Source organism: Aquipuribacter sp. SD81, from assembly GCF_037153975.1.
In the GTDB taxonomy this organism is placed as follows: Bacteria; Actinomycetota; Actinomycetes; order Actinomycetales; family JBBAYJ01; genus Aquipuribacter.
Map to the genome: position 1 here is coordinate 228,820 of NZ_JBBAYJ010000001.1, position 25,310 is coordinate 254,129.

General features: G+C 72.9%; 10 protein-coding genes. 8 read left to right on the forward strand and 2 right to left on the reverse strand.

The window, feature by feature from the left end; translation table 11 throughout:
- The first annotated feature begins 240 nt into the window (after window positions 1–240).
- From WAA21_RS01110 to WAA21_RS01140, 7 genes are all read left to right on the forward strand, one after another.
- Complete coding sequence (locus WAA21_RS01110) at window positions 241–870, forward strand: hypothetical protein (RefSeq protein ID WP_336920879.1); 630 nt, start codon at window positions 241–243, stop codon at window positions 868–870.
- Window positions 871–968: 98 nt separating this feature from the next.
- Window positions 969–2,066, forward strand: a complete 1,098-nt coding sequence (locus tag WAA21_RS01115; RefSeq protein ID WP_336920880.1) for a WxL protein peptidoglycan domain-containing protein — start codon at window positions 969–971, stop codon at window positions 2,064–2,066.
- A gap of 141 nt (window positions 2,067–2,207) precedes the next feature.
- Window positions 2,208–5,156 carry an immunoglobulin-like domain-containing protein gene (locus tag WAA21_RS01120; RefSeq protein WP_336920881.1) on the forward strand — a complete coding sequence of 983 codons (2,949 nt, stop codon included), beginning with the start codon at window positions 2,208–2,210 and terminating at the stop codon, window positions 5,154–5,156.
- A 113-nt stretch (window positions 5,157–5,269) separates the two neighbouring features.
- On the forward strand, window positions 5,270–9,673 hold the full coding sequence (locus tag WAA21_RS01125) for a family 43 glycosylhydrolase (protein WP_336920882.1): 4,404 nt from the start codon (window positions 5,270–5,272) through the stop codon (window positions 9,671–9,673).
- 23 nt (window positions 9,674–9,696) lie between these two features.
- Window positions 9,697–12,213 carry an immunoglobulin-like domain-containing protein gene (locus WAA21_RS01130; protein ID WP_336920883.1) on the forward strand — a complete coding sequence of 839 codons (2,517 nt, stop codon included), beginning with the start codon at window positions 9,697–9,699 and terminating at the stop codon, window positions 12,211–12,213.
- A 187-nt stretch (window positions 12,214–12,400) separates the two neighbouring features.
- Window positions 12,401–15,910, forward strand: coding sequence for a family 43 glycosylhydrolase (locus WAA21_RS01135; protein ID WP_336920884.1), 3,510 nt, complete (start codon window positions 12,401–12,403; stop codon window positions 15,908–15,910).
- A 50-nt stretch (window positions 15,911–15,960) separates the two neighbouring features.
- Window positions 15,961–18,828 (forward strand): immunoglobulin-like domain-containing protein, encoded by a 2,868-nt coding sequence (locus WAA21_RS01140; protein WP_336920885.1) that lies wholly within the window; start codon window positions 15,961–15,963, stop codon window positions 18,826–18,828.
- Between the two features lie 96 nt (window positions 18,829–18,924).
- On the opposite strand, the gene WAA21_RS01145 is transcribed toward WAA21_RS01140, so the two are convergent.
- Window positions 18,925–19,260, reverse strand: coding sequence for a VOC family protein (locus tag WAA21_RS01145; RefSeq protein ID WP_336920886.1), 336 nt, complete (start codon window positions 19,258–19,260; stop codon window positions 18,925–18,927).
- Between the two features lie 50 nt (window positions 19,261–19,310).
- Window positions 19,311–21,926: a LamG-like jellyroll fold domain-containing protein gene (locus WAA21_RS01150; RefSeq protein ID WP_336920887.1), complete on the reverse strand. Its 2,616-nt coding sequence runs from the start codon at window positions 21,924–21,926 to the stop codon at window positions 19,311–19,313.
- A 420-nt stretch (window positions 21,927–22,346) separates the two neighbouring features.
- Here WAA21_RS01150 and WAA21_RS01155 point away from each other — a divergent pair, with 420 nt between their 5' ends.
- A complete protein-coding gene (locus WAA21_RS01155; RefSeq protein WP_336920888.1) occupies window positions 22,347–25,310 on the forward strand; it encodes an immunoglobulin-like domain-containing protein in 2,964 nt (987 codons plus the stop codon).

Sequence of the window (25,310 nt, forward strand, 5' to 3'; positions counted from 1 at the left end):
CTTGTTCTCGCTAACAGGGTGTGGCTAACCTGCCTGGTGAGCGCGTCGATCCGACGACGGATCCACAGAGAGGTGGAGGACAGGTGCCCGTGTCGTGGCCAGGTGAGCGCTACCGCGTACCAGCTGCCGCGACCGCGGACGGCTGTCGCGCCTGACGTCACCGCTCGACGTGGCGCCCGGAGGTACCGGGTGCCCGCACGACGACCGGCCGACGACGGCCGGGAAGTGGAGTACACAGACATGAGCACACGAGGCCTGCTCGCCCGCACCGTCGCGGGCGTCACCGGCGCCGTCCTCCTCACCGGTGTGGCCGGCGCCGCGTTCGCCGACCCCGTCGACGGCGAGGCCGAGAACGTCGAGATCGGCGTCACCATCGACGGCCTGGAGCCCGCGGGCGCCCTCACCATGAGCGTCGCCTCGAGCAGCACGGAGCTCGCCGAGGTCGACACCGACGAGGAGGGCATCCGCCGCTTCGACGGCACGCTGCCGACCGTGACCGTCACCGACGACCGGGACGTGGCCCCCGAGAGCGCCTACTGGTACGTCACCGGCCAGTCGTCCGACTTCACCGCCGCAGAGGGTGACGCCACCCTGCCGGCCGGCCACCTCGGCTGGACCCCGGAGGTCCTCACCGACAACGACGGAGAGGTCGCCGCCGGCGACCAGGTGCTCACCATCCTCGACGAGGGCCCCGACGCGGTCGGCCTCGTCGGCGAGGAGCTCCTCGCGCTCGCGCTCGACTCGACCGAGGCGGCGGCGACGGGCACGTGGCAGGCCAACGCGGACCTCTTCCTCAAGACCCCCGAGGACGTCCCCGCGGGCGACTACTCCGCGACCCTCACCCTCACGCTGTGGGAGGACTCGTACTGAGCCGTCCCCAGGACCGCTCGACCCCGTCGGCCGGGACCGCGGCGCACGCCGCGGTCCCGCCCGACGGCGTCCCGGCGTCCCTGCCTACGGTGTCGGGCATGTCCGTCCGCCGCCCGCGCGCGAGCGCGCGCCTGGTCGTCGTCGCCGTCGTGGCGCTCGCCGCCGTCCTCGGGGCGCTGCCGGCGCGCGCCACGGCGCCCGCGCCGGACGCCCCGGCCGCAGGGTCCGAGGCCGCCCCGCCTCAGGCGCCGGCCGACGAGCTCCGCTGGTCGGTCGGGCCGGCGGACGCCGACGGACGGGACGAGCGCACGTCCGTCGAGCTCACGCTCGACCCGGGGGAGCGGGCCGAGGACCGGTTCGAGGTGGAGAACCTCAGCGACCGGGAGATCACCTTCCGGCTGGCCGCGGCCGACGGCTTCTACACCCGCAACGGCCGCTTCGACGTCCTCGCGTCGGGGCAGGAGTCCGTCGCCGCGGGGACGTGGGTGGACCTGCCCGGCGAGGTCACGGTCGAGGCCGGGGGCACCGAGGTCGTCCCCTTCACCGTCACGGTGCCCGAGCGGGCGGAGCCCGGCGACCACGCCGCGGGCATCACCGCGTCGGTGCTGAGCACGCAGACCGCCGACGACGGCGCGAGCGTCGGCGTCGAGAGCCGCGTCGGCTTCCGGGTGCTCACCCGGGTGACCGGCGAGATCGCGCCCGCGGCGTCCGTCGACGTGGTGGCTGCCGCCTACGACACCTCGTGGAACCCCTTCCGGCCGGGTGCCGCGGTCGTGGCCTTCGACGTCGTCAACGACGGCAACACCCGGCTGCTCGTGCAGGGCGCGGCCAGCGGTGCGGGCGGTCGCGGTGCCTTCCCGCCGGCCGGTGAGACGCGGCAGGAGCTCCTGCCCGGCGACGAGCGTCGCCTGCAGGTCGAGGTGCGTGGCGTGTGGCCGCTGCTGTACGTGCCGCTGGAGGTCGTGGTCGACCCCGAGGCCGCCACCATGGACGGCGCGAGCCCACCCGTCGGCACGGTGGCCGCGAGCACCGTGCTGTGGGCCGTCCCGTGGCCGCAGCTGCTGCTGCTGGCGGGTGTCGTGCTGGTCCTCGTCAGCCTCCTGGCCGGCCGGCGCCGTTCGCGCCGCCGGCTCGACAGCATGCTCGAGGCGGCGCGGGAGCAGGGCCGGCGCGACGCCGCGCCGGATGCTTCTTGACACAGCCCGTCACGGCTATAGGCTGACTGTGTTGTTCCCGCTAACAACGCGTGGCCCACGCCGACGTGAGGCCGCGACCGGTCGTGCAACGGAGCCCGCCCCTCGTGCCACGGGCTCCTCACAGGAATAGAGGCCCGTCGTATGCCGTCCCCCTCGTCCCCCCCGCTCCGCCGTCGCGCCTGCGCGCTCGCCGCCGCGGGCGCCCTCGCGCTCGCCGCGGTGTCGGTGCCCGTCGCCAGCGCGTCGACCACCGTCGACGACGGACCGGCCCCCCTCCTGCACTACACCTTCGACGGGCTCACGTCGGCCGCCGCCGGCACGACGGTGCCGGACGTCAGCGGCAACGGCTACGACGCCACCGTCCGCCAGTCCGGCGCGCAGGCCGCCGACGGCGTCCTCAGCCTGCCGGGCGGCGGGGCCGCGTCCGCCGGCTACGTCGAGGTCCCGACCGCGGGCCTCGTCGGGCAGGAGAGCCTCACGTTCTCGACGTGGCTGTCCCCGCGCTCCGCGCCCGGCAACGTCGCCGCGGCCTTCGTCGGGGCGCCCGTGGCCGCCGGCGCGTCCTTCTCCTCCGGCTACTGGCTGCTCAACCCCGCCAACCCGAGCGGCTACGTGAAGTCCGTCGTGACGAACAGCGTGAGCGCCGGCTCCCCGTGGACCACGGAGGTCGGGCCGGGGTCGACCGCGACCCCCACCGCGGGCGTGCGCACCCCGAGCGGTGCCGCGCTGTACACGACGGTCGTCGACGGCGCCGCCGGCCGCCTGCGGGTCTACGTCGACGGCCAGCAGGTCTCCGACACCGCCATCGCGCGCGACGTGGCCGACTTCGGCACCCAGCTCGTCGCCTACCTCGGCCGCTCCACCTACAACGACCCGGGCTGGGCAGGCGACGTCGACGACTTCGCCGTGTACGGCGAGGCCCTCGCCGCCGCCGAGGTGCAGGCGCTGTTCGGCGAGCAGGCGCTGGAGCGCGCCGTGGCCGGGACGGACGTGCCGGCCGGCGCGACCGCGTCCTTCACCCTGCCGACCACGAGCTACGGGACCCAGGTCGCCTGGGTCTCCGACGACCCGGCGATCGCCGTGTCCGGTGGCGAGGCCACCGTCACGCGACCCGCCGCCGGCTCCGGCGACGCCACCGTCACGCTCACGGCCACCTTCACCGTCGGCGACGCCTCGCGGACCGCGACGTACACCGTGGTCGTGCCGCAGGAGCTGTCGGACGACGTGCGCGCCGACCTCGACGCCGCCGCGCTGGAGGTCGACGAGCCGGGCGACGTCCGCGGCAACTTCGCCGTGCCGACGACCGGCGCCAACGGCTCCACGGTCGAGTGGTCGGTGGGCGAGGGCGCCGACCGCGTGTCGCTGCGCGACGGGGTCACCGACACCTCGCGCACCGTCGTGGTCGAGCGCCCCGCCCCCGACGAGGAGGCGGCCGAGGCCGTCCTCGTGGCGACCGTCCGCTCCGGCTCGGCCACCCGGACCCGCGAGTGGCGCCTCACGCTCCCGGCGCTGCCGGCGGGCACCGACGACACCGAGGCGTACTTCTGGGCCTTCTTCACCGGCGAGGGCGACGGCGCCGAGCGCGTCAGCCTGGCGGCGTCGAAGGGCAACGACGCGCTGGACTGGAACACCCTCAACGACGGTCAGCCGGTCTTCTCCTCCGACCTCGGGACCGAGGGACTGCGCGACCCGTTCATCATCCGCTCGCCCGAGGGCGACACGTTCTACATGATCGCCACCGACCTCAAGGTCGCGGGCCTGCCGGGCGGCTTCGCCACCGCGCAGCTGCGCGGCTCTCGCTACATCGAGGTCTGGGAGTCCGACGACCTCGTGAACTGGTCCGAGCAGCGCCACGTCAAGGTGTCGTCGGACTACGCCGGCAACACGTGGGCGCCCGAGGCGTTCTGGAGCGAGGAGCTCGACACCTTCGTCGTGTTCTGGGCGTCCAACCTCTACGACACGACCGACGCGAGCGCGCGGACCGCCGTCACCTACAACCGCATGATGTACGCGCTCACCGACGACTTCCGGACCTTCTCGGAGCCGACGGAGTGGATCGACGTCCGCCGCGGCGCCGGCCGGGGCATGATCGACTCCACGGTGGCCCTCGAGGACGGCGTCTACCACCGCTTCACCAAGGACGAGGCGTCGATGACGATCCGTCACGAGAGGTCGACGGACCTGCTCGACACCGTGGAGGGCACCCTTCCCGGCACCACCGGACCGGCGGACGAGTGGACCCTCGTGCAGGAGCGCGTCGCCTCCGGACTGCCCAACGGCGAGCCCGGCGGGACGTTCTCCAGCGGTGAGGGGGCCAACATCTTCCGCGCCAACGAGGGCGACGTGAACGGGCTCGACTGGTTCCTCTTCATCGACCAGCCGGACTACCACGGCGGCCCGAACCACTACATCCCGTTCGGCACCGACGACCTCGACTCCCGGTCGTGGACGCCGCTGGGGAGCAAGCTGCGCGAGAACCTGCCGCAGAACGCCGACGGCGGCGAGCCGCGCCACGGCACGGTCATCCCCGTGACGCGGGAGGAGTACGAGCGCATCCTGCGGGCCTACGCCCCTGAGATCGCCGTCACCGACGCCGCCGTCGAGCAGGTCAGCACCGAGGCGGGGACCGCACCGGTCCTGCCGACGACGGCCACCCTCACGACCGCGGCCGGGTCCACCCGCACCGCGACGGTCGTGTGGGACGACGTCGACCCCGCCGACTACGCGGCACCGGGCACGTTCACCGTGCGGGGGACCGCGCAGGACGACTCGCGGCGCCCTGTCACGACGACCGTCACGGTCGTCGGGGCCGCGGGACCGCAGGTGTCGGTGACGGCGGACACCCGCTGCGTCGCGGGCCGGGTCGTGCAGACCGTCCGCCTCGGCAACGACTCCGACGGTGCCGTGCAGGTCGTCGTCCGCTCCGACTGGGGCAGCCGCTCGGTGTCGCTCGCGGCCGACGGCGGCTCGAGCGTCGCCTTCTCCACCCGGCTCGCCCAGGCGCCCGCCGGCGAGGTGACCGTCACCGCGGCCGCGGGCGGGGCCGAGACGGTCACGACCGCGGCGTACGGCGCCCGCAGCTGCGGCTGAGGTAGGAGCCGCGGGGCCGGTCCCGACCGGCCCCGCGGCCCGCCCGCCCCACCCCTCGCACCCCGACCCGTGTCTCGCCGCGCCACCCGTCCCACGAGGAAGTAGGACCCGCTGTGCCCAGGACCCCCTCCCGCCGCGTGCTCGCCGGCGTCACCGCCGCCGTCCTCGGACTGTCCGGCGCGGCCGTCGCCACCGGCCCTGCCGCGGGGGCCACGACCGACGACGGCCTCGTCGCGCACTGGCCGCTCACCGAGACCGGCGGCACCGTCGCGGCCGACGTGTCCGGCTCCGGCCGGGACGGCACGTACGTCGGCGGCCCCACCCTGACCGGGGGCGAGGGCGTCCGGCTCGACGGCGTCGACGACCACGTCGACCTGCCCGACGACCTGCTCGCGGGCCTGGGCTCGGTGACCGTGAGCGCCGAGGTGCTCATCCGCGCCGGCCAGGCCTCGCCGTACTTCGTGTACGGCTTCGGCAACACCACCTCCGGCGTGGGCGACGGCTACCTGTTCACCTCCGGCACGCCGTACCGGGCCTCCATCGCCTCCGGCAACTGGACGACGGAGCAGACCGTGAACAGCGGAGCGGACCTCACGCGCGACGCGTGGCGGACGCTCACCTACATCCTCGACGACGCCAGCGACACCGCGCGGCTGTACCTGGACGGTGAGCAGGTCGCGAGCAGCACGTCCGTGACCCTCACGCCGGGCAGCATCGGGGGCGGGGCCACGACGGCCAACTACCTCGGGCGGTCCGTCTACACCGCCGACCGCTACCTCGCCGGCAGCCTGCGCGAGGTCCGGCTGTACGACCGGGCCCTGTCCGCGGCCGAGGTCGCGGCGCTGCCCCCCTCGGCCGAGGTCGCGCTCGAGCGCGACCTCGCGTCCCTCGACCTGGGCGACCTCGGCGCCGTGACCGACGACCTCCGCCTGCCCACCACCGCCGCGAACGGGTCGAGCGTGCAGTGGTCCTCCAGCGCCGCCGACGTCGTCGCCCCCGACGGCACCGTGACGCGTCCCGCGGCGGGCGAGCCCGCCGCCGAGGTGACCCTCACCGCGACGCTGACCCGGGGAGGCGCGACGGGTACGCGTGAGTTCGTCGTGACCGTCGTCCCGGCCGCCGGTGCGGAGCAGCTCGCGGCCGAGGACCTCGACGCGCTGTCGGTGCCGGACGCCGACGACGTGCGGGGCAACATCACGCTGCCCACCACGGGCGAGGTCAACGGCAGCCCGATCGAGTGGAGCGCGACGCCGGAGGGCGTCGTCACGACCGAGGCGGTCGACGGCGTGGCGGCCGGTGCCGTCACCCGCGGGGAGCAGGACACGCCTGTCACCCTCACCGCCCGCGTGCCGGGCACCGAGGCCACCCGGACGATCGAGGTGACCGTCACCGCCGCACCCGCCGACCTCGACACGGACTACACGGCCGGCTACCTGTGGACCCACTTCGCCACCGAGGGCGGCTACGAGAAGATCTTCCTCGGCCACAGCGACGACGGCCTGCACTGGGAGAAGCTCAACGACAACCGGCCGGTCCTCGCCAACCTCGCCGGCGACCTCGGCGTCCGCGACCCGCACCTCGTGCGCTCCCCGGACGGCGACCGCTACTGGATCATCGGCACGGACCTGCACGCCGAGGGCGGGGGACCCGGCGGGTCCGGCTGGGACCAGCTGAACGCGAGCCAGGACCTCGTCGTGTGGCAGTCCGAGGACCTCGTCACGTGGAGCGACCAGCGCATCGTCTTCGCCGGCTTCCCCGACGCCGGCAACGTGTGGGCGCCCGAGGCGGTGTGGGACGAGGAGTCCGGTCAGTACTACGTCTACTGGTCGGCGCGCGACCGCCGCGACAACGGGACCGAGGACTGGGCGCTCCGGGTCTACGTCACGACGACCCGCGACTTCGTCACCTTCTCCGAGCCGCGCGTCTGGGCCTCGCTCAACGAGCAGGGCGACGGTGCGGGCGGGCCCAACATCATCGACTCGAGCATCGCGGTCGAGGACGGCGTCTACTACCGCTTCTCCACCTCCGACTGGCGCACCGTCATCGACACCGCTCCGAGCCTCGACGGACCGTGGACCACGGTCGTGGCCGCGGGCGAGGCCGGCGCGCACGGGCTGCGCGAGCGCATGGAGGGGCTGACCGTCTTCGAGCTGCCCGACGGGCGCTGGGCGCTGTTCGGGGACGACGGCGGCTACTACGGCCACGTCACCGACAGCCTCGTGAGCCTGCAGTTCACCGAGCTCGGCGTCGGCAGCGGGCCCGACCAGTACTCGTTCTCCCAGCGGTTCCGGCACGGCTCCGTCATCCAGCTGTCCGCCGCGGAGGAGGAGCGGCTGCTCGCCGCCTACGGTGACGAGCCCACCGACCCGACGGACCCGACGGACCCGACGGACCCGACGGACCCGACGGACCCGACGGACCCGACGGACCCGACGGACCCGACGGACCCGACGGACCCGACGGCGGGCCCGGTCGCGGAGTACACCTTCGACGACGGCACGCTGGCGGACTCCGTCGGCGACGCCGACCTCACCGCCTTCGGCTCCGCGGCGGTCGTCGACGACGCCGAGCGCGGCCAGGTGCTGCGCCTGGACGGCAGCGCGGGCGGCTACGCGGCCTTCCCGACCGGCTTCTTCGACGGCCGGTCCGAGCTCACGGTCTCGATGGACGTGCGCTCGGAGCTGACGAGCGGCAACTTCTTCACCTTCGCCCTCGGCCGCGACACCACCGACTACTACTTCCTCCGCGTGCGCGGCGGAGAGGTGCGCAGCGCCATCACCCAGGCCTCGTGGCAGAGCGAGTCGGCGGTCACCGGGACGGTGGCGGCGGGGGAGTGGCACCGCTTCGACGTCGTCGTGGACGGCCGCAGCATGGCCGTCTACGTCGACGGCGTCCTGCTCGGGCGCAACGACGAGCTGTCCGCGGGCGTCGACGACCTCGGCGAGGACCTGCTCGGCTGGCTCGGCCGGTCCTTCTACGGTCCGGACCGCTACTTCCAGGGCTCCTTCGACGACATCCGGGTCCACGACCGGGCGCTCACGCAGGCGGAGCTGCTCGGCGACGACCAGCTCGTCGACGTCGGCCTCGCCGACCCCGGCGTGCTCAAGGTCGACCCGATCGTCTCCGGTGCGGAGCGCACGGTGACGTTCCCCGTCGTGCCGGGCACGGACCTCACGACGCTGGCCCCCACGTTCACCGCCGCGGAGGGGGTGACGGTCTCGCCGGCCTCCGGCACGGTCGTCGACCTCACCGAGCCGGCCACGTACACCCTCACCTCCGGCGACGGCGCGACGGCCGCGTGGACGATGTCGGCGCTGGAGATGCGCAGCCCGGTGCTGCCGGGCCTGTACGCGGACCCCAACATCGCCGCCTTCGGCGACACGTACTACATCTACGCGACGTCGGACGGCTACCCCGGCTGGGGTGGTCAGGAGTTCTACGTCTGGTCGTCGAAGGACCTCGTCGACTGGACCCGCTCGGAGGAGCCCTTCCTCACCCTCGACGGGGCGGACGGCGACGTGCCGTGGGCGACCGGCAACGCGTGGGCGCCGACCATCATCGAGCGGGACGGGAAGTACTACTTCTACTTCTCCGGCCACAACCCGACGTACAACCGCAAGACGATCGGGGTCGCCGTCGCGGACAGCCCCGAGGGGCCGTTCACGGCCCAGCCGACCGCGATGATCCTCAACAACGAGGCCGTCACGAGCGGGCAGGCGATCGACCCGGCCGCGTTCCACGACCCCGTCACCGGCACGTGGTACCTGGCGTGGGGCAACGGCTCGCCCGTCATCGCCGAGCTCGCCGACGACATGGTGTCGATCGTGCCGGGGACCTACCGGCGGATCGAGGGCCTGCGCGACTTCCGCGAGGGCGTGTTCCTCAACTACCGGCAGGGCCTGTACCACCTGACGTACGCCATCGACGACACCGGCTCGGAGAACTACCGCGTCGGCTACGCCACGGCCACGAGCATGGCGGGGCCGTGGACCTACCGCGGCGTCATCCTCAGCAAGGACCTGTCGCTCGGCATCAAGGGGCCCGGGCACAGCTCGATCCTCAACGTGCCGGGCACGGACGACTGGTACATCGCCTACCACCGCTTCGCGATCCCCGGCGGCAACGGCACCAACCGCGAGACCACGATCGACCGGCTCACCTTCGGTCCCGACGGGCTCATCCAGCCGGTCACGCCGACGCTCACCAGCGTCGGACCCCAGCGCATCGAGCTCCCGGCCGACGGCCCGGAGGTCACCGCGACCGCCGGCACCCGCTGCGTCGCGGGACGGGTGGTGCTCACCGTACGGCTGGACAACACCGAGGCCGAGCCCGTGGACGTCACGGTGTCCACCGCCCACGGCGAGCGCAGCGCGACCGTCGACGCCGCCGGCGGCACGACGCTCGCGCTCGCCACCCGCCAGCGGTCCGTGGCCGCGGGCGAGGTGACGGTCACCGCGACCGACGGGGACGCGGACCGCACGACCACGACCACGTACGACGCCCGCTCCTGCGGCTGACCCCGACGACGGAAGGACCGACCATGAGAACCCGACGCGCACTGGCCGCGGCGCTCGCCGCGACCGTGAGCCTGGGGGTGGCCGCGGCGCTGCCGAGCGCCGCCCAGGCCGCCGAGGACCCGACCGAGGGCCTGGTGGTGCACTACCCGCTCACCGGCGACGGCGGCACGACCGCCACCGACGCGTCCGGCAACGGCCTCGACGCGCCGATCCTCGGCGGGGCGCAGCTCTCGCCGACCGGGCTGGTGCTCGACGGCAGCAACGACTACGTCGACCTGCCCGACGACCTGGTCCGCGGGCTCGACAGCATCACGGTCGCCTTCGACGTGCGCATCGACCCCAGCATGGGCACCGCGTACTTCATCTACAGCATCGGCAACACGACCGCGGCCGGCGTCGGCAACGGGTACCTGTTCGCTGAGGGCAACCCGCTGCGGACGGCCATCGCCTCCGGCAACTGGTCCACCGAGCAGAACACCCAGGTGAGCCGGAACCTCGTCCGCGACGTGTGGAAGCACGTCACGTACACCCAGACCGGCACCACGGGCGTGCTGTACGAGGACGGGGTCGAGGTCGCCCGCAACACCGCGGTCACCATCACCCCGGGCTCGATCGGTGGCGGCACCACCACGGCCAACTACATCGGCCGCTCCGCCTACACCGCTGACCCCTACCTGCGCGGCAGCGTCCGCGACTTCCGCGTCTACGACCGCGCGCTGTCCGCCGCCGAGGTCGAGGCGGTCAGCTCCGGCAACGCGCAGCCCGCGGTCGACGCGGACGCGCAGGCGCTCGACCTCGGTGACACGAGCGCCGTGCAGGACGACCTCGTGCTGCCGACCTCGGCCCCGGGCGGCTCGGCCGTCACGTGGGCCACCTCCGACGCCGCGGTCGTCTCGGCCACGGGGGCCGTCACGCGACCGGCGGCGGGGGAGGGGCCCGCCACGGCGACGCTGACCGCCACGCTCCGCCAGCGCGGCGCGACGGCCCAGCGGACCTTCGAGGTCACCGTGGTGCCGCTCGGCTCCGACGCCCAGCGGGCCGAGGCGGCGGCCGCCGCGCTCGTGGTCCACGACGTCGACGACGTCCGCGGCAACCTGTTCCTGCCGACGGAGGGCCCGGACGGCTCGAGCGTCACGTGGTCGTCCGCCGCACCCGAGGTCGTCACCGCGACCGGTGAGGTGACCCGCCCGGCGCCCGGCGAGGACGGCGTCGACGTCGAGCTCACCGCCACGGTGCAGGTCGGCTCGGCGACGGCGACGCGCACCCTCACCGCCCGCGTGCGGCCGCTCCCGGCGCCCGCGGCGTTCGAGGGCTACCTGTTCTCGCACTTCCTCGGCGAGGGGCTGCAGGACGGCGAGCAGGTCTACTTCGCCCTCAGCGAGGGCAACGACCCGCTCGAGTACATGAACCTCAACGACGGGGACCCCGTCATGGTGTCGACGAGCGGCGAGATGGGCCTGCGCGACCCGTTCATCATCCGCTCGCCGGAGGGCGACAAGTTCTACCAGATCGCCACCGACCTGCGGATGTGGAACCAGTCGTCCGGCAGCTGGGACAAGGTGCAGCGCTTCGGCAGCCGCAACATCGTGGTGTGGGAGTCGACCGACCTCGTCAGCTGGTCGGAGAGCTGGGTCGCGGAGGTCGCGCCGGAGAACGCCGGCAACGCCTGGGCCCCGGAGATCTTCTACGACGACGAGCGCGGTGAGTACGTCGTGTTCTGGGCGTCCAAGCTGTACGCCGACGACGACCCGCAGCACACCGGCAGCACGTACAACCGGATGCTGTACGCGACGACCCGGGACTTCCGGAACTTCAGCGAGGCCGAGGTCCTCATCGACTACGGCTACTCGACCATCGACACGACGATGATCGAGCACGACGGCGACGTGTACCGCTTCACGAAGAACGAGGCGAACCGGTCCTCGACCAACCCGGGTGGCAAGTACGTGTTCGAGGAGGTCGGCTCCGGGCCGCTCGCCGACGACTTCACGCTCGTGCGGGAGGCGATCGGGGCCGGGTCGATCAGCCAGGGCGAGGGCGCGACGGTGTTCAAGTCGAACACCGAGGAGCGCTGGTACCTGTTCATCGACGAGTACGGCGGGCGCGGCTACGTGCCGTTCACCACGACCGACCTCGCGAGCGGCGAGTGGACGATGCTCGCGCCGGGGGAGTACTCCTTCCCCTCGCGCCTGCGCCACGGCACCGTGCTGCCCGTGACCGGCGCTGAGTGGCGCGCGCTGCAGCGCGCGTACGGCGACGCCCTCGCGGGCGCGGTCGCCGTCGAGGCCGGCACCCGGTGCGTCGCCGGGCGCGTCGTGCAGACCGTCCGGCTCGACAACGAGCACGACGGCGCCGTCGGCGTGCGGGTCGCCACGACGGCCGGGACGCGCACCGTGAGCCTCGACGAGGGACGGGGCACGACCGTGGCCCTCAGCACGCGGCAGGCCTCCGTGCCCGCCGGCGACGTGACGGCCGACGTCACGGTGGGCGGGGACAGCCGCACCGTGACGGCGTCCTACGCGGCGAGGTCCTGCGCCTAGGTCTGGCGCGCAGCCCGTGCCGCGGGCGGACGAGGAGGGGCGGACCGGGTCGACCGGACCGCCCCTCCTGCCGTCGACGCCGCCTGGTCGCGGGCGGTTCGGTGGGTTGGAACGACAAAATGTGACCGCTAACGTGAGCGATAACAGCGGACGTCGGTGTCCGCGTGTGCACGCAACGGAGTGTGTGATGAGAACCTCCCGTCCCCGTCGGTCCGCGGTCGTCGCCGCGGTGGTCGGTGCCCTCGTCCTCGCCTCGGCGGGGACAGCGGTCGCACAGGCCGCCGTACCGGACGACGGCCTCGTCGCCGAGTACCTCTTCGACGAGACGTCCGGTGCCACCGTCCCCAACACCGCCGAGGGCTCGGACCTCGGGCCCGCCACCGTCCGGAACGTCCAGGCCACGGACTGGACGGGCTCGGCCCTCACGCTGCGGGGCGGGGCCAAGACGTCCACCGGCAACTGGGTCGAGCTGCCCGACGACATCCTGCTGGGCGAGCGCTCGGCCACCGTCACCGCGGAGGTCCGTGCGTCGGCCGCGATGCTCAACACCTTCCACTTCCTGTGGAACGTCGGCAACGAGTCGTCGGCCACCGAGTACTTCTTCACGTCCCTCAACTGCGGCAACAGCCGCACCCCGCTCGTGGGCATCAAGTCCGGCGGCACCGAGCAGCTCGTGCAGTCCGGCTCCTGCGGCGTGACGGCGAACCAGTGGTTCAACGTCACCGCCGTCGTGGACGGCAGCGGCTCCCAGGCCACCGCCTCGCTGTACCTCGACGGCACCCGGGTGGCGCGCGGCGACGTCGCCCGCACCCCCGCCGACGTCGTCGACCAGTCCCTCAACACCATCGGCCGCGCGCCGTGGCCCGACCCCCTCTTCGCCGGTGCCATCTCGGCGTTCCGCGTGTACGACCGTGCCCTCAGCGACGCCGAGGTGGCCGAGGTCTCCGCGACCGACGTGCAGGCGCACGCCGAGGAGATCCGGGCACAGGCGGACGCCGTCCTGACCGGGCTCGACCTCACCGACCTCGAGACCAGCGGCGACATCGACCTGCCCACGGCCGCGGGCCGGGTGACGTGGACCTCCAGCGACCCCGACGTCGTGGCCGCGGACGGCTCGGTCGAGCCCCCGCTGACCGGCGAGCCGGCGGTCGAGGTGGAGCTCACCGCGACCGTGTCGATCCGCGGCATCAGCGCCACCCGCACCATCACCGTCACGGTCCAGCCGTCCGACGAGACCCCGGACGAGCGCGTCGAGCGGCTCGCCCAGCAGATGGTCGTGCCGCCCGTCGTCGCCTCGGGCACGGCGCTCCCGCCCGCCCCGGCCGGCACCACCGCCGAGGTCACCGCGACCGAGGGCGTCGACGTCGTCGACGGCGCGGTCGTCTCCGGCTCCGACGAGCCCGTCGAGGGCACCGTGACCGTCGAGGTCACCGACTCCGCCACGGGCGCCACCACCACGCGCACCTTCGCGGTGCGGGTGCTCCCGGCGACCGCGGAGCAGCTGCTGGCGTACTCCCGCACCCCCACCAGCGCCGCGCAGGCCAACAACGCCGACGTGGCGCTGAGCATGCACCTCGCGCTGGCCGAGGACGGCACGTGGTCGCCGCTCAACGGCAACTACGGGATCTGGTTCGCGCGCACGGCCTCGACGCCGGCCCCGGGCGGCACGAGCAGCGGCATCATCCGCAGCCTGCGCGACCCCCACGCCTTCTACCTGGCCGACGGCCGCTTCGGCGTGGTGGCCACCCGCACCCTGCGCAACGGGGGCGTCGACCCCTCGCAGGCCTCGAGCATGCTGCTCGCCACGAGCGACGACCTGCGCTCCTACACCGAGGTCGGGCTCGTGGACCTCGGGGTCACGAGCGGCGTCAACGACCCCGCCGTCGTGTTCGACAGCGCCTCGGACCTCTACGTGGTCTCGTGGACCTCCGACGCCGGCGCCGCCCAGTACACGACCTTCGGTGACCTCACCGACCCCGCCACCCGGGGCGAGGTCCGTCGGGGTGTCGTGACCGCCACGGCCGGGGTCGCGGACACCGGCGTGGCGAACTACGCCACCGGCAACTCCCTCCCCGTGACGGTCGACGTGGCCGACGCGCTGCGCGTGCGCTTCGAGGCCATCTACAACACCGGGGTCGAGTCCTCCGACGACGTCACCGTCGAGGAGGGCGCCGAGCTCACCACGGCGGACCTGCCCGAGCGGGTCAGCCTCACGTACAACGACGGCTCCACCGCGAGCCGCGCCGTGACGTGGGACGAGGCGGCACTGGCCGCGGTCGACACCGACACCCCCGGCACGTACGAGGTGACCGGTGAGGTCCGGACCCCCGAGTACCCCGAGCCCTTCTCGGACGAGCGCGCCGACCCGACCATCTTCACGCACGACTGGAACGGTCGGACCCGCTACTACTTCATCGCCACCAACGACCTGAACCTCAACCCGGTCAACCCGACCAACGGCGTCTTCATGCCCTTCCGCGCCGCCGACACCATCGACGACCTGTCCGACGAGGGCCTGGCGGACGGTCGCAGCACCGAGGTCAACCTGCTGGAGGAGGGCGACACCGACGCCTACGGCAACGTGATCACCGGCTGCTTCTGGGCGCCGGAGATCCACGTCATCGACGGCTACCTGTCGATCCTGTTCATGCCGTGCTACGACGGCTCCAACGGCCAGCCCGACATCTTCACCGGCCGCGCGAGCATCATCCAGCTGCAGAAGGACGCCGAGGGCAACGACCTCGAGCCCACCGACCCCGCCAGCTGGAGCGAGCCGGAGTACGTCGTGCGCGCCGACGGCTCGATCCTCAACCCGATCCAGAACATCTCGCTCGACATGACGTACTTCGTCGACGGCGACCAGTCGTACTACGCCTGGCAGCAGGTCGGCGCGGTCTTCATCGCGCGGGTGGACCCGTCGGAGCCGACGCGGCTCACCTCGCCGCCGGTCCGCATCTACGCCCCGGTCTACGCCTGGGACAACACCATCGCGGAGGGCCCGAACGTCCACATCCGTGACGGCGTCGTCTACATGCTGTACTCCGGCTCGCTCGTCGGGGACACGTACACCACGGGCCTGCTGACCGCCGAGGTCGGGGCCGACCTGACCGACCCGGCGGCGTGGGAGCCCCTCAACTACCCGATCCAGAAGTCGGAGATGTTCGAGGGGGAGTGGCAGCTCGGCCCGGGCCACGGCATGTGGTCCTACGACGAGGACGACAACCTGCTGTACGTCTACCACGCCCGCACGAGCAACCTCGGGCTCACCGGCCGCGACACCTTCGTGCGCCGGGTGCACTTCGCCGCCGACGGCCTCCCGATCCTCGACATGGAGCGTGACGAGGAGGTGGCGCCGGAGAACCGCACGGTGTCGGTGACCGTCGTGGTCGAGCCGCGCGAGACCCAGCAGCTCGACGTCTCGGCGGTCATGACCGCCCGGTGCGTGGCCGGTCGCGCCGTGCAGGTCGTCACCCTCTCCAACGGCGAGGACGTCTCGGTGTCCGCCGAGGTCACCTCGCCCTACGGCAGCCGCGCGACCGCGTCGCTGGATGCCGGTCGCAGCGTGTCCTACGCGTTCTCGACGCGGCGGACGGCGTTCGAGGCCGGTACGGCAACCCTCGACGTCGGGGCGGTCGTGGACGGCGAGACCGTCGAGGTCTCGAGCACCGTGTCCTTCGACGCCTTCTCGTGCTCGTGACGGGGGCCGGAGGTCGGGGCGCCGGCCGCACGGTCGCGACGGTCGCCGCCGTGACGCTCGTCGGGTCGCTCGCGGTGGTGGTGCCCGTCACCACCGCCGCGGGCGCCCCCGCCGAGGGGGCGCTGCGCGACGGTCTCGTCGCGGAGTACCTCTTCGAGGAGGCCGACGGTGAGGCGGTGCGCAACAGCGCCGACGGCGACGTGACCGCCGCCGACCCGCTGGACGCGGTCGTGCGCAACTACGCCGCCGCACAGCGGTCGGAGCCGGGCACGCTGCGGTTCACCGGCGGCGCGAAGTCGTCGACCGGTAACTGGGTGGAGCTGCCGGACGACCTGCTGGCCGACGCGCAGTCGGCCACGGTGTCGGTCGACGTCCGCGCCGACGCCACCATGCTCAACAGCAACCACTTCCTGTGGAACATCGGCAGCGAGTCGACGCAGCAGTACTGGTTCGCCACCACCCGTGGTCCGCGCTCGGCCATCACCACCGGCGGCTCGGGCGGGGAGAGCAGCGGTACGGGCTACGCGATGACCGCCGCGCAGTGGCACAGCCTGACGGCGGTCGTGGACGGTGAGGCGGGCACGATCACGCTCTACACCGACGGGCAGCGTTCCGGCGTGGGCACGACGACGGCGACGCCGTCGGACATCGCGCAGACGCTCAGCACCATCGGGCGGGCGCCGTACAACGACCCGCTGTTCGCGGGGGCGGTCGGGGCCTTCCGGGTCTACGACCGTGCCCTGGCCGACGACGAGGTCGTCGAGCTGTCCGAGCACGACGCGGTCGCGCACGCCGACAGCCTGCGCGCGGTGGCGGACCGCACACTGGCCGCCGTCGACCTCGGCGACACGTCGACCCTGACGGACGACATCGACCTCTTCGAGCTCCGTGGGATCTCGTGGGCGTCGTCGGACCCGTCGGTGCTCGCCGGCGACGGCGACCTCAGCCGGCCCGCGGTCGGGGAGCCCGACGCCACGGTCACCCTCACCGCGACCGCCGCCGCCCGCGGGGTGCCTGCCACCGCGGCGCGCAGCTTCACGGTCGGCGTCCCGGCGCTGACCGAGGCCGACGTCGCCGCGGACGGGGCGGCGCTGCAGGTGCCGGACCGGGCCCTCGGCAACCTCTACCTGCCCGGCCAGGGCGAGGCCGGTGCCCCGGTGCGGTGGCAGTCCTCCGACGACACGGTCATCACCGACGAGGTCGAGGGCGCCGCGGCGCCGGGCGTCGTCACGCGACCGGCGTGGGGCGGGCCGGACGAGACGGTCACCCTGACCGCCACGGTCGGCGAGGGCACCTCTGCCGTCACCCGCACCTTCGAGGTGACCGTCGCGGCGGCCCCACGACCCGCGGTCGACAGCCGCTACCTGTTCGCCTACTTCACCGGCGACACGCTGGCGGGGGAGCGGATCTCGCTCGCGGCGTCGCGGGGCAACAGCGCGATGACGTGGGACGTGCTGAACGGCGGTCAGCCGGTGCTGTCCTCCACCGAGGGCACGGGTGGGCTCCGTGACCCGTTCGTCATGCGCTCGGCCGAGGGCGACCGGTTCTTCATGATCGCCACGGACCTGTCGATCGGCAGCGGCACGTCGTGGACGCAGGCGCTCGACGAGGGCAGCACGCACCTGGAGATCTGGGAGTCCACGGACCTGCGCACCTGGTCCGAGCAGCGCCACGTCAGCGTCTCCGGGCCCTTCGCGTCGATGACGTGGGCACCGGAGGCGTACTGGGACGAGGCGGCGCAGGAGTACGTCGTGTACTGGTCCTCGCGCGTCTACCCCGACGCCACGCGTCCATACGACAAGGCGCGCACGCCCAACTCGACGTACTCCAAGGTGATGTACGCGACGACGCGCGACTTCGTCCACTTCTCCGACGCGGTGGTGTGGCAGGAGGCCGGTGACCGCATCGACACGACGATGATCGAGGACGACGGCACGTTCTACCGGTTCACCAAGGAGGTGACCGGCTGCGTCGACATCACGCAGGAGTCGTCGCCGTCGATCCGGGCACTGACCGTGCCCGGGGAGTACGACTGGACCACGCAGGCCAGCTGCATCTCCAAGCGGGCGCGGAACACCACCCGGACCACGGAGGGCCCGACGATCTTCCGCGCCAACGCCGGCGACACGTCGCTGCCGGAGGGGGTCGACGAGGGCTTCTACCTCTTCGTCGACGACTTCACCGGCGCCGGCTACCTGCCGCTGTTCAGCGAGTCGCTCGCGGACCCGGACTGGCGCACGGTCGCGGGGTCCCTGCCGACGTCGCGGCACGGCAGCGTCATGCCCGTCACGCTCGAGCAGTGGCAGTCCGCGCGCGGCGAGGAGGTCACCGAGGTGGCGACGACCACGACGCTGGAGGGTCTCTCCGACGGTGCCGTCCTCGAGGGCGGGGACACCCTCCGCGTGGTCGTGACCGCCGACGACGGCGGTCCGGTCGCGGGGGCGGTGCAGGTGAGCATCGGCGGGCGGACGCTCGACGCGGTGCTCACCGACCGGGACGGACGCCACGTCGGGGAGGTGGTCGTGCCCGACGACCTCACCGCGGGCACGGCCGTGCCGGTCAGCGCCTCGTACGCGGGGCTCGCGCCGGTGGCCGCGTCGACGTCGACGACCACGACCGTCGCCGTCGCCGAGGACTCGCCGTCGGTCGGCGCCCGGGTGCAGACCCGGTGCGTCGCCGGTCAGGTCGTCCTGGCGGTGACGGTCGCCAACACGGGCAGCGGGTCCGTCACCGTCAGCGTGGGCTCGGCCTACGGGCGCCGGGGGCCGGTCCGCCTCGTGGACGGGCAGAGCACCTCGGTTGCGATCACGACACGTCTGGCCTCCGTGGCGGCCGGCTCCGTCGACGTCCGGGCCACCGACGCGACGGGGCGCACGGTCACCCAGCGGGTCGGGTACGCCACCACCAGCTGCGGCTGACGCGCCGGACCGACGACGCCCCGCCGAGGCCCAGGCCTCGGCGGGGCGTCGTCGTGCGCGCCGGACCCCGTTACGGGCTGCCCGCCCGGGCGCCGGTCAGGTCCCGGTGACGACGACGAGGTTGCCGTCGGCGTCGCGCAGCCGGAGGATGCGGGCGCCGCCGCCCGGCTCCGGGCCGTCGAGGGCGATGCCGGCCTCACGCAGCCGGCTCGCCTCGGCGTCGAGGTCGTCGCTGCCCAGGACGAGCTGCGACACCCCGGAGCGGTCGGCGTCCCGCCAGACCTGGAGCCCGGACCCGGACGCGAGGTGCCACTCGAGCAGGCCGGGCATGGGGCGGGCGTCAGGGCCGCGGCCGAACAGCGTCGTGTACCAGGTCTCGGCGGCGTCGAGGTCCGACACGACCGCGCCCGCGAGGACATGAGAGAACGTCATGAGCGGGGAGACCCGCCCATGACGTCCGACTCATCGGTCGTGCCGCTACCTCAGCAGGTGGCAGGCGCGTAGTCCGCGGTCGCGCTGCCCTCGGCCCCACCCGCGGTCGCCGTGACCTGCGCCGAGCCCGCCGGCACCGACGCCTGCCGGGTGGACAGCGCCACCGACGACCCGCGACCGGGCTCGAGGGTGCCGAGGTCCCGGGTGCCGTACGGCGTCTCGACGACCGCCCGCACCGGGGCGTCGTGCTCGTTGGTGGCGCGGACCACGAGCGCGACGCGCCCCGCCACGCAGCGGGTGGACGCGGTGGCGGTGACGTCGACACCCTCGGCGGCGCCGACGACCACCCGTGCGCTCACCGGGATGGCCGTCGTGCTGTACAGCTCACGGTCCGGTGCACCGTAGGCCGTCGAGCCGTTGGCGCCCACCCACGCGTTCAGGTTGGCTCCGATGGTGCGCACGGTGCCGCTCACCTCGTAGCTGCCGGGTGTGGACGCGTCGACGCTCGCGACGTCCCACTCGACGGGCTGCTCGGCCGTGCCGCGGCCGTAGGCGAGCGTCACCTCGGCGGTCGCCGGAAGGGCGGCCCGGACGGCTGCGGCGTCGGCGTCCGCCGGTACCCCGACGCTGCCCAGGTCCTCGGTGACGGCACCGGTGGCGTCGGCCTCCCGGACCTCGTCGTACTGCTCGCGGGTGAGCCCGACGATGCCGCCGTGCTTGGTGCTCGGGGCCATGGAGAAGTCGGGGGAGCTCAGCAGCTCCCAGCCCGCGTCGAGGTCGGTCGTCGTGAGCGGCCGGTAGCCGACGATCGGGATGACGTCGACGTACAGGTACCACCGCTCCTCGTCGTGCGCCTTGAAGATCGCAGGACCCTCCACGCCGCCGGGGTTGTCATTCGCGTACTCCGCCCCGATGCGGTCCTGGATCTGCGTCCACTCCGCCGCCGGCTCCCACCAGCGCTCGGCCGTGGTCGACTCGTAGTACAGCCCCGTGCCGAAGGTGTTGTCCTTGGTGACCCGGTACGTGGTGCCCTCGTGCTGGGTGATCGTCGTGTCGATGGTGTTGCCGCCCTCGTCGATGAACACCCCGCCGAAGTCGTAGGTCTCCTGCGTGAAGTCGGGCGTCGCGCCCCACATCACGCGGGAGTACGTGCTGCCGGTGTGCTGCGCGTCGTCGTACAGGTTCGACGACCAGTACAGGACGAACGCGCCGCGGCCGTCGGCGTAGTAGTCATCGACCCACGTGGCCTCGGGCGCCCAGGCCATGCCGAGCTCGGCCTGCTCGATGCCGTCGTCGACGGCGACGTCGAACTGGCGCAGGTCGCTCCACGTGACGAGGTCCTGCGACTCCCACACGTTCAGCTTCGTGCTGCCCTGCGAGCTCCACCAGCACCACGACGTGCAGCTGCCGGAACCCTGGTTGCCGCCGAAGACGCGCAGGTCCGTGGCGATGACGTAGTACGTGCCCGTCTCCGGGTTGTACGTGAGGTACGGGTCGCGGACACCGGTCGTGCCGAGGTCGGAGGCGAGGATCGGCTCGCCGCCGTTGAGGGGGTCCCACTGCTCGGGGTTGTCGCCCCGGGACACGTCGAGGTAGATCTTCTCGGCGTAGCCGGCGGGGTCCTCGATGAAGTGGACCATGAGGTAGCCGTAGTCGTCGTCCGGCTCGGCGGCCGGCTCGGCGGTGACCGTCACCTCGCGCGACGCGCTCACGCCGCGGACGCTCGCGGTCGCCGTGAGGGTGCCGCTGCGGGGCTCGCCGCCGGCGGTCGGGAGGTCGGTGGTCACGGACGTGCCGTCCGCGGACACCTCCAGCGACGTGTCCGTCGAGGACCACGAGACGGTGCCGCCGTAGTCCGGCAGGTTGGTGACGGTGTCGTCGAGGGTGACGTCGACGACCCGGTCCAGCGCCGCGCGCGCCGCTGTCTGGAAGGTGTCGGCGTGGATCGCGGCGTCGGTGTCCGACACCTCGCGGACCTCGTCGACGTCGAGCGCGCGGTCGTAGACGCGGAACGTCGCGACCTCGCCGCGGAACAGCGGGTCGGGGTAGGGGGCCCGGCCGATCGTGTTGAGCGTCTGGTTCGTGATCGACGCCGGGGTCAGCGTGGTCGGGGCGGAGGCGACCTGCTCGCCGTCGACGTAGAAGGTGATCCGGTCGGCGTCGCCGTCGATGACCGAGGTGAGGCTGTACCAGCGGTCGGCGCTCAACGGCGAGCCGGAACGGGCGTTGACCTCACCGCCGCTGCCGCTGGTGGTGACGGCGGTGCGCGGGTTGTCGCGCACGGAGGCGAACCAGTACTGGCTCGTGGACTCGCTGCCGACGTTCCACAGGAAGTTCCAGCTGTTCCGCATCGACGCGTCGATGCGGGTCTCGATCGTCACCGTCGCGGAGGTCGCGGTGGTGAGCATGTCGTCGGGCAGCTCCACCCACGTCCCGGTGCCGGTCTTGGCGCCTCCGGTGAACCGCAACGAGGTACCCGTCCAGCGGTCGTCGGTGCCGTTGACGACGCGGGCGCCGCCGACGGGTCCGCCGGCGTCGTTGGCCACCGTGGTCCCCGACGTCGCGTCGAAGACGTACTCGGCGAGCAGGCCGTCGGTCGGGGCGGCCACCTCGGCGGCCTGCGCCGCGGCGGTCGTGGCAGCGACCAGGCCGCTGCACGCCAGCACGACGGCGCCCAGCCCGGCGACGAGAGGGCCACGTCGCCGCCGACCGTCGTGCCGTGGACGGGGTCGCATCCCCCGGGGTGCGCGGGGTGTGAGGACAAGGGCCACGCCAGCTCCTTCGCTGTCGGACGTCGTGGTGCTCGGGGACATCCGGCACCACGCGCCACGTTACCGATAACACGGTCGAAGCGACAGGGTGGTCCTCGGCCGGAGGCGTCATCGACAATTGCGCGGGGCGCCCGTCGAATGTTGACAGCGCGTCGTGTGAGCGAGAACAGTAGGTGACCTCGGGATCGCCCCACGGCCTCGTCACAGCCGACGAGCCGCGGCGCATGCCGGTGGTCCCGGGGCCAGAGGGGTGACGGTGTCGTCACCTCGTCCGTCGGCCTGCTCAGGGACCACCACGAAGGGGTATGCGATCCCATGACACGACCTCCCGGCACACGGGGACCGGGCTCAGCCCGGCTCCTCGGCAGCGCCACCGCCCTCGCGCTCGGCGTGGGCGCCCTCACCGCCGCGTCCGTCCCGGCGGCGGGCTCGACCGTCGAGCCCGCCGACGACGTGCGCGACGGGCTCGTCCACCAGTTCCTCCTCGACGAGACCTCCGGCACCACCCTGGAGAACTCCGGCCCGGGCGACGCCCCGGACGCCACGCTCGTCAACCCCGACAAGGCCGAGCTGACCGGTGACGGCGTCCGCTTCAACCCCGACAGCTACGAGTCCGCCCTCAGCGGCGGGTACGTCGACCTGCCGGACGACCTGACGGCCGGCATGGACGAGGTGAGCATCGACTACGAGGTCTGGGTCGACCCGGCCAACGTCGGCAACCACCAGATGTTCAGCATCGGCAGCAAGGCCGGCTCGTGCGACGACGCGACGGGCTCGCAGGGCTCGATCTGGGCGTCCAACACCGCCCCGCGCCCCGGCTCCCGCTTCCGCGTCGTCGTCGGCAACCGCAGCCTCATGCAGAACGGCGGCCGCCTGCTCGAGGGCGCCTGGAAGCACGTCACGTACACGCAGGCCCTCAACGCCGGCGGCACCACGTGGACGGGCACCGTCTACGTCGACGGCGTGCAGTACGCCCAGGCGACGGACCTCACGACCCCGCCGTCGGTGACCGCGGCCGGGACCGACTGCAACTACCTGGCCCGCTCGCAGAACCCGGGCGACTACTCCTTCCGCGGCACGATCGCCGACTTCCGGGTCTACGACCGGGCGCTGTCCGCCGACGAGGCGGTCGCCCGGGCGTCCGAGACCGTCATGACGGGGGTGCGCGCCGACGCAGCTGCGATCGACCTCGGACTCACCTCGGCGATCGTCGAGGACATCGAGCTGCCCGAGCTCGGCCCGGTCGCCGGCTCCGCGATCACGTGGACGAGCTCCGACCCCTCGGTCGTCGAGGTGTACACCCCGCCGGCCAGCGCCCCGAAGGTGCCGGTCACCGGACGCATCACCCGGCCCGCGGTCGGTGAGCCCGACGCCACGGCCACCCTCACCGCCACGCTGCGCAAGGGCGTCGACGAGGTCGTGACGCGGGAGATCGAGGTCGTCGTCAAGGCGGAGTTCGACGACGCGCAGGCCGTCGCGCGCGACACCTACGACCTCGACCTCTACGCGACCGACGACGTCCGCGGCAACATCGAGCTGCCGGCCGAGGGCGACTTCGGTTCGACGATCACGTGGACGTCCACGAGCGACCTGGTGAGCCCGACCGGCGTGGTCACCCGGCCCGCCTTCGGCCGCCCCGACGTCGAGGCGACGCTGACGGCGAGCATCCGCCGCGGCGACGCCGTGGAGACGAAGTCCTTCGACGTCACCATCCGCTCGCTGCCGCGCGAGGAGGAGAAGGAGCGCTACTTCCTCGGCTACTTCAAGGGCGAGAACATCGCCGACGGCGAGCAGATCATGTTCGCGACGTCCAACGGCAACACCGCCCTTGACTGGACCGGCCTCACCGGTGGGCGCCCCTCGCTCATCTCGCAGCAGGGCGACCAGGGCCTGCGCGACCCGCACATCGTGCGCTCGCCCGACGGCGACACCTTCTACATGATCGCTACCGACCTCAACTGGTACGACCAGGGCGGGTACCGCATCAACGACACCCAGTACATCGAGGTCTTCGAGTCCAACGACCTCGTGAGCTGGACGCCCCAGCGCCACGTCAAGGTGGCGCCGGACGACGCGGGCAACGCGTTCGCGCCGGAGTCGCTGTGGGTCGAGGAGATCGGTGCCTACGCCGTCTTCTGGGCGCAGTCGCTGTGGGACGACCCGGTCAACCGCACCGGTCAGGGAAACGCGCAGATGTGGTACAACGTCACGCGCGACTTCCAGACCTTCTCCGAGCCGCAGGTCTGGCAGGACCCGGCCCCGCTGTCGCGCATCGACACGACCGCCATCAAGGTGGGCGACGAGTACTACCGCGTGACGAAGAACGAGGCCGGCAACGCCGGCTCCGACCTGTTCTCGGAGAAGCACACGGACTTCCTCGACCCCGACCTCGAGAACTGGGAGCTGCTCGCCCCGGCGCTCGGGCGCACGACGTGGGACCCGAACCAGGGGTACGAGGGCCCGATCATCTTCGAGGCGAACCCCGGCGACACCGCGTGCCCCGGGCAGTTCTACCTGTGGGGTGACCGCTACACGAACGGCGGTGGCTACCAGGCGGCCTGCAGCGAGGACATCGAGGCGGAGACCTGGGACGCCAGGACGATCACCATGACGAACGCGGGCGTCCCGCGGCCGCGTCACGGGACCGTCCTGCCCATCACGCTGCGGGAGTGGAACGCGATCCGCGGCATCGAGAACCCGGACGTGGCCACCGCCACCACGCTGTCCGTGGCCGGCACAGTCGACGAGGGCGAGACCACCACCGCGACCGTCACGGTCACGGCGGCGGACGGCTTCGAGACCGGTGGCCAGGTACGTGTGAGCGTCGGCGACTTCTCGGAGACGGCCTACCTCGAGGGTGGCGAGGCCACCGTCGAGCTGCCCGCCGACCTCGCGGCCGGCGAGCAGGAGGTCACGGCGGAGTACCTCGGGGTCGACTACCTCGAGGCCTCCAGCGACACCGCCACCCTCGAGGTGCTCTCGGTGCTCGACGTGGGCCTCACCGCGGAGGTCCGTTGCATCGCCGGGAAGAAGGCGGTGCTCGTCGTGCGGCTGACCAACGACGAGGCCGACCCGGTCGACGCCACCGTCACGACGGAGTTCGGGTCCAAGACGTTCCGCAACGTCCGGCCCGGCAAGTCCGTCTTCCACCCCTTCACCACCCGGGTGGCGGACCTGCCGGCGGGCTCGTCGACCGTCGTGGTCGAGGGCACGCGTGACGGCGAGGCCGTCGAGGTCGAGCGGGAGGTCGAGCACGAGGCGCTGACCTGCGGCCGCTGA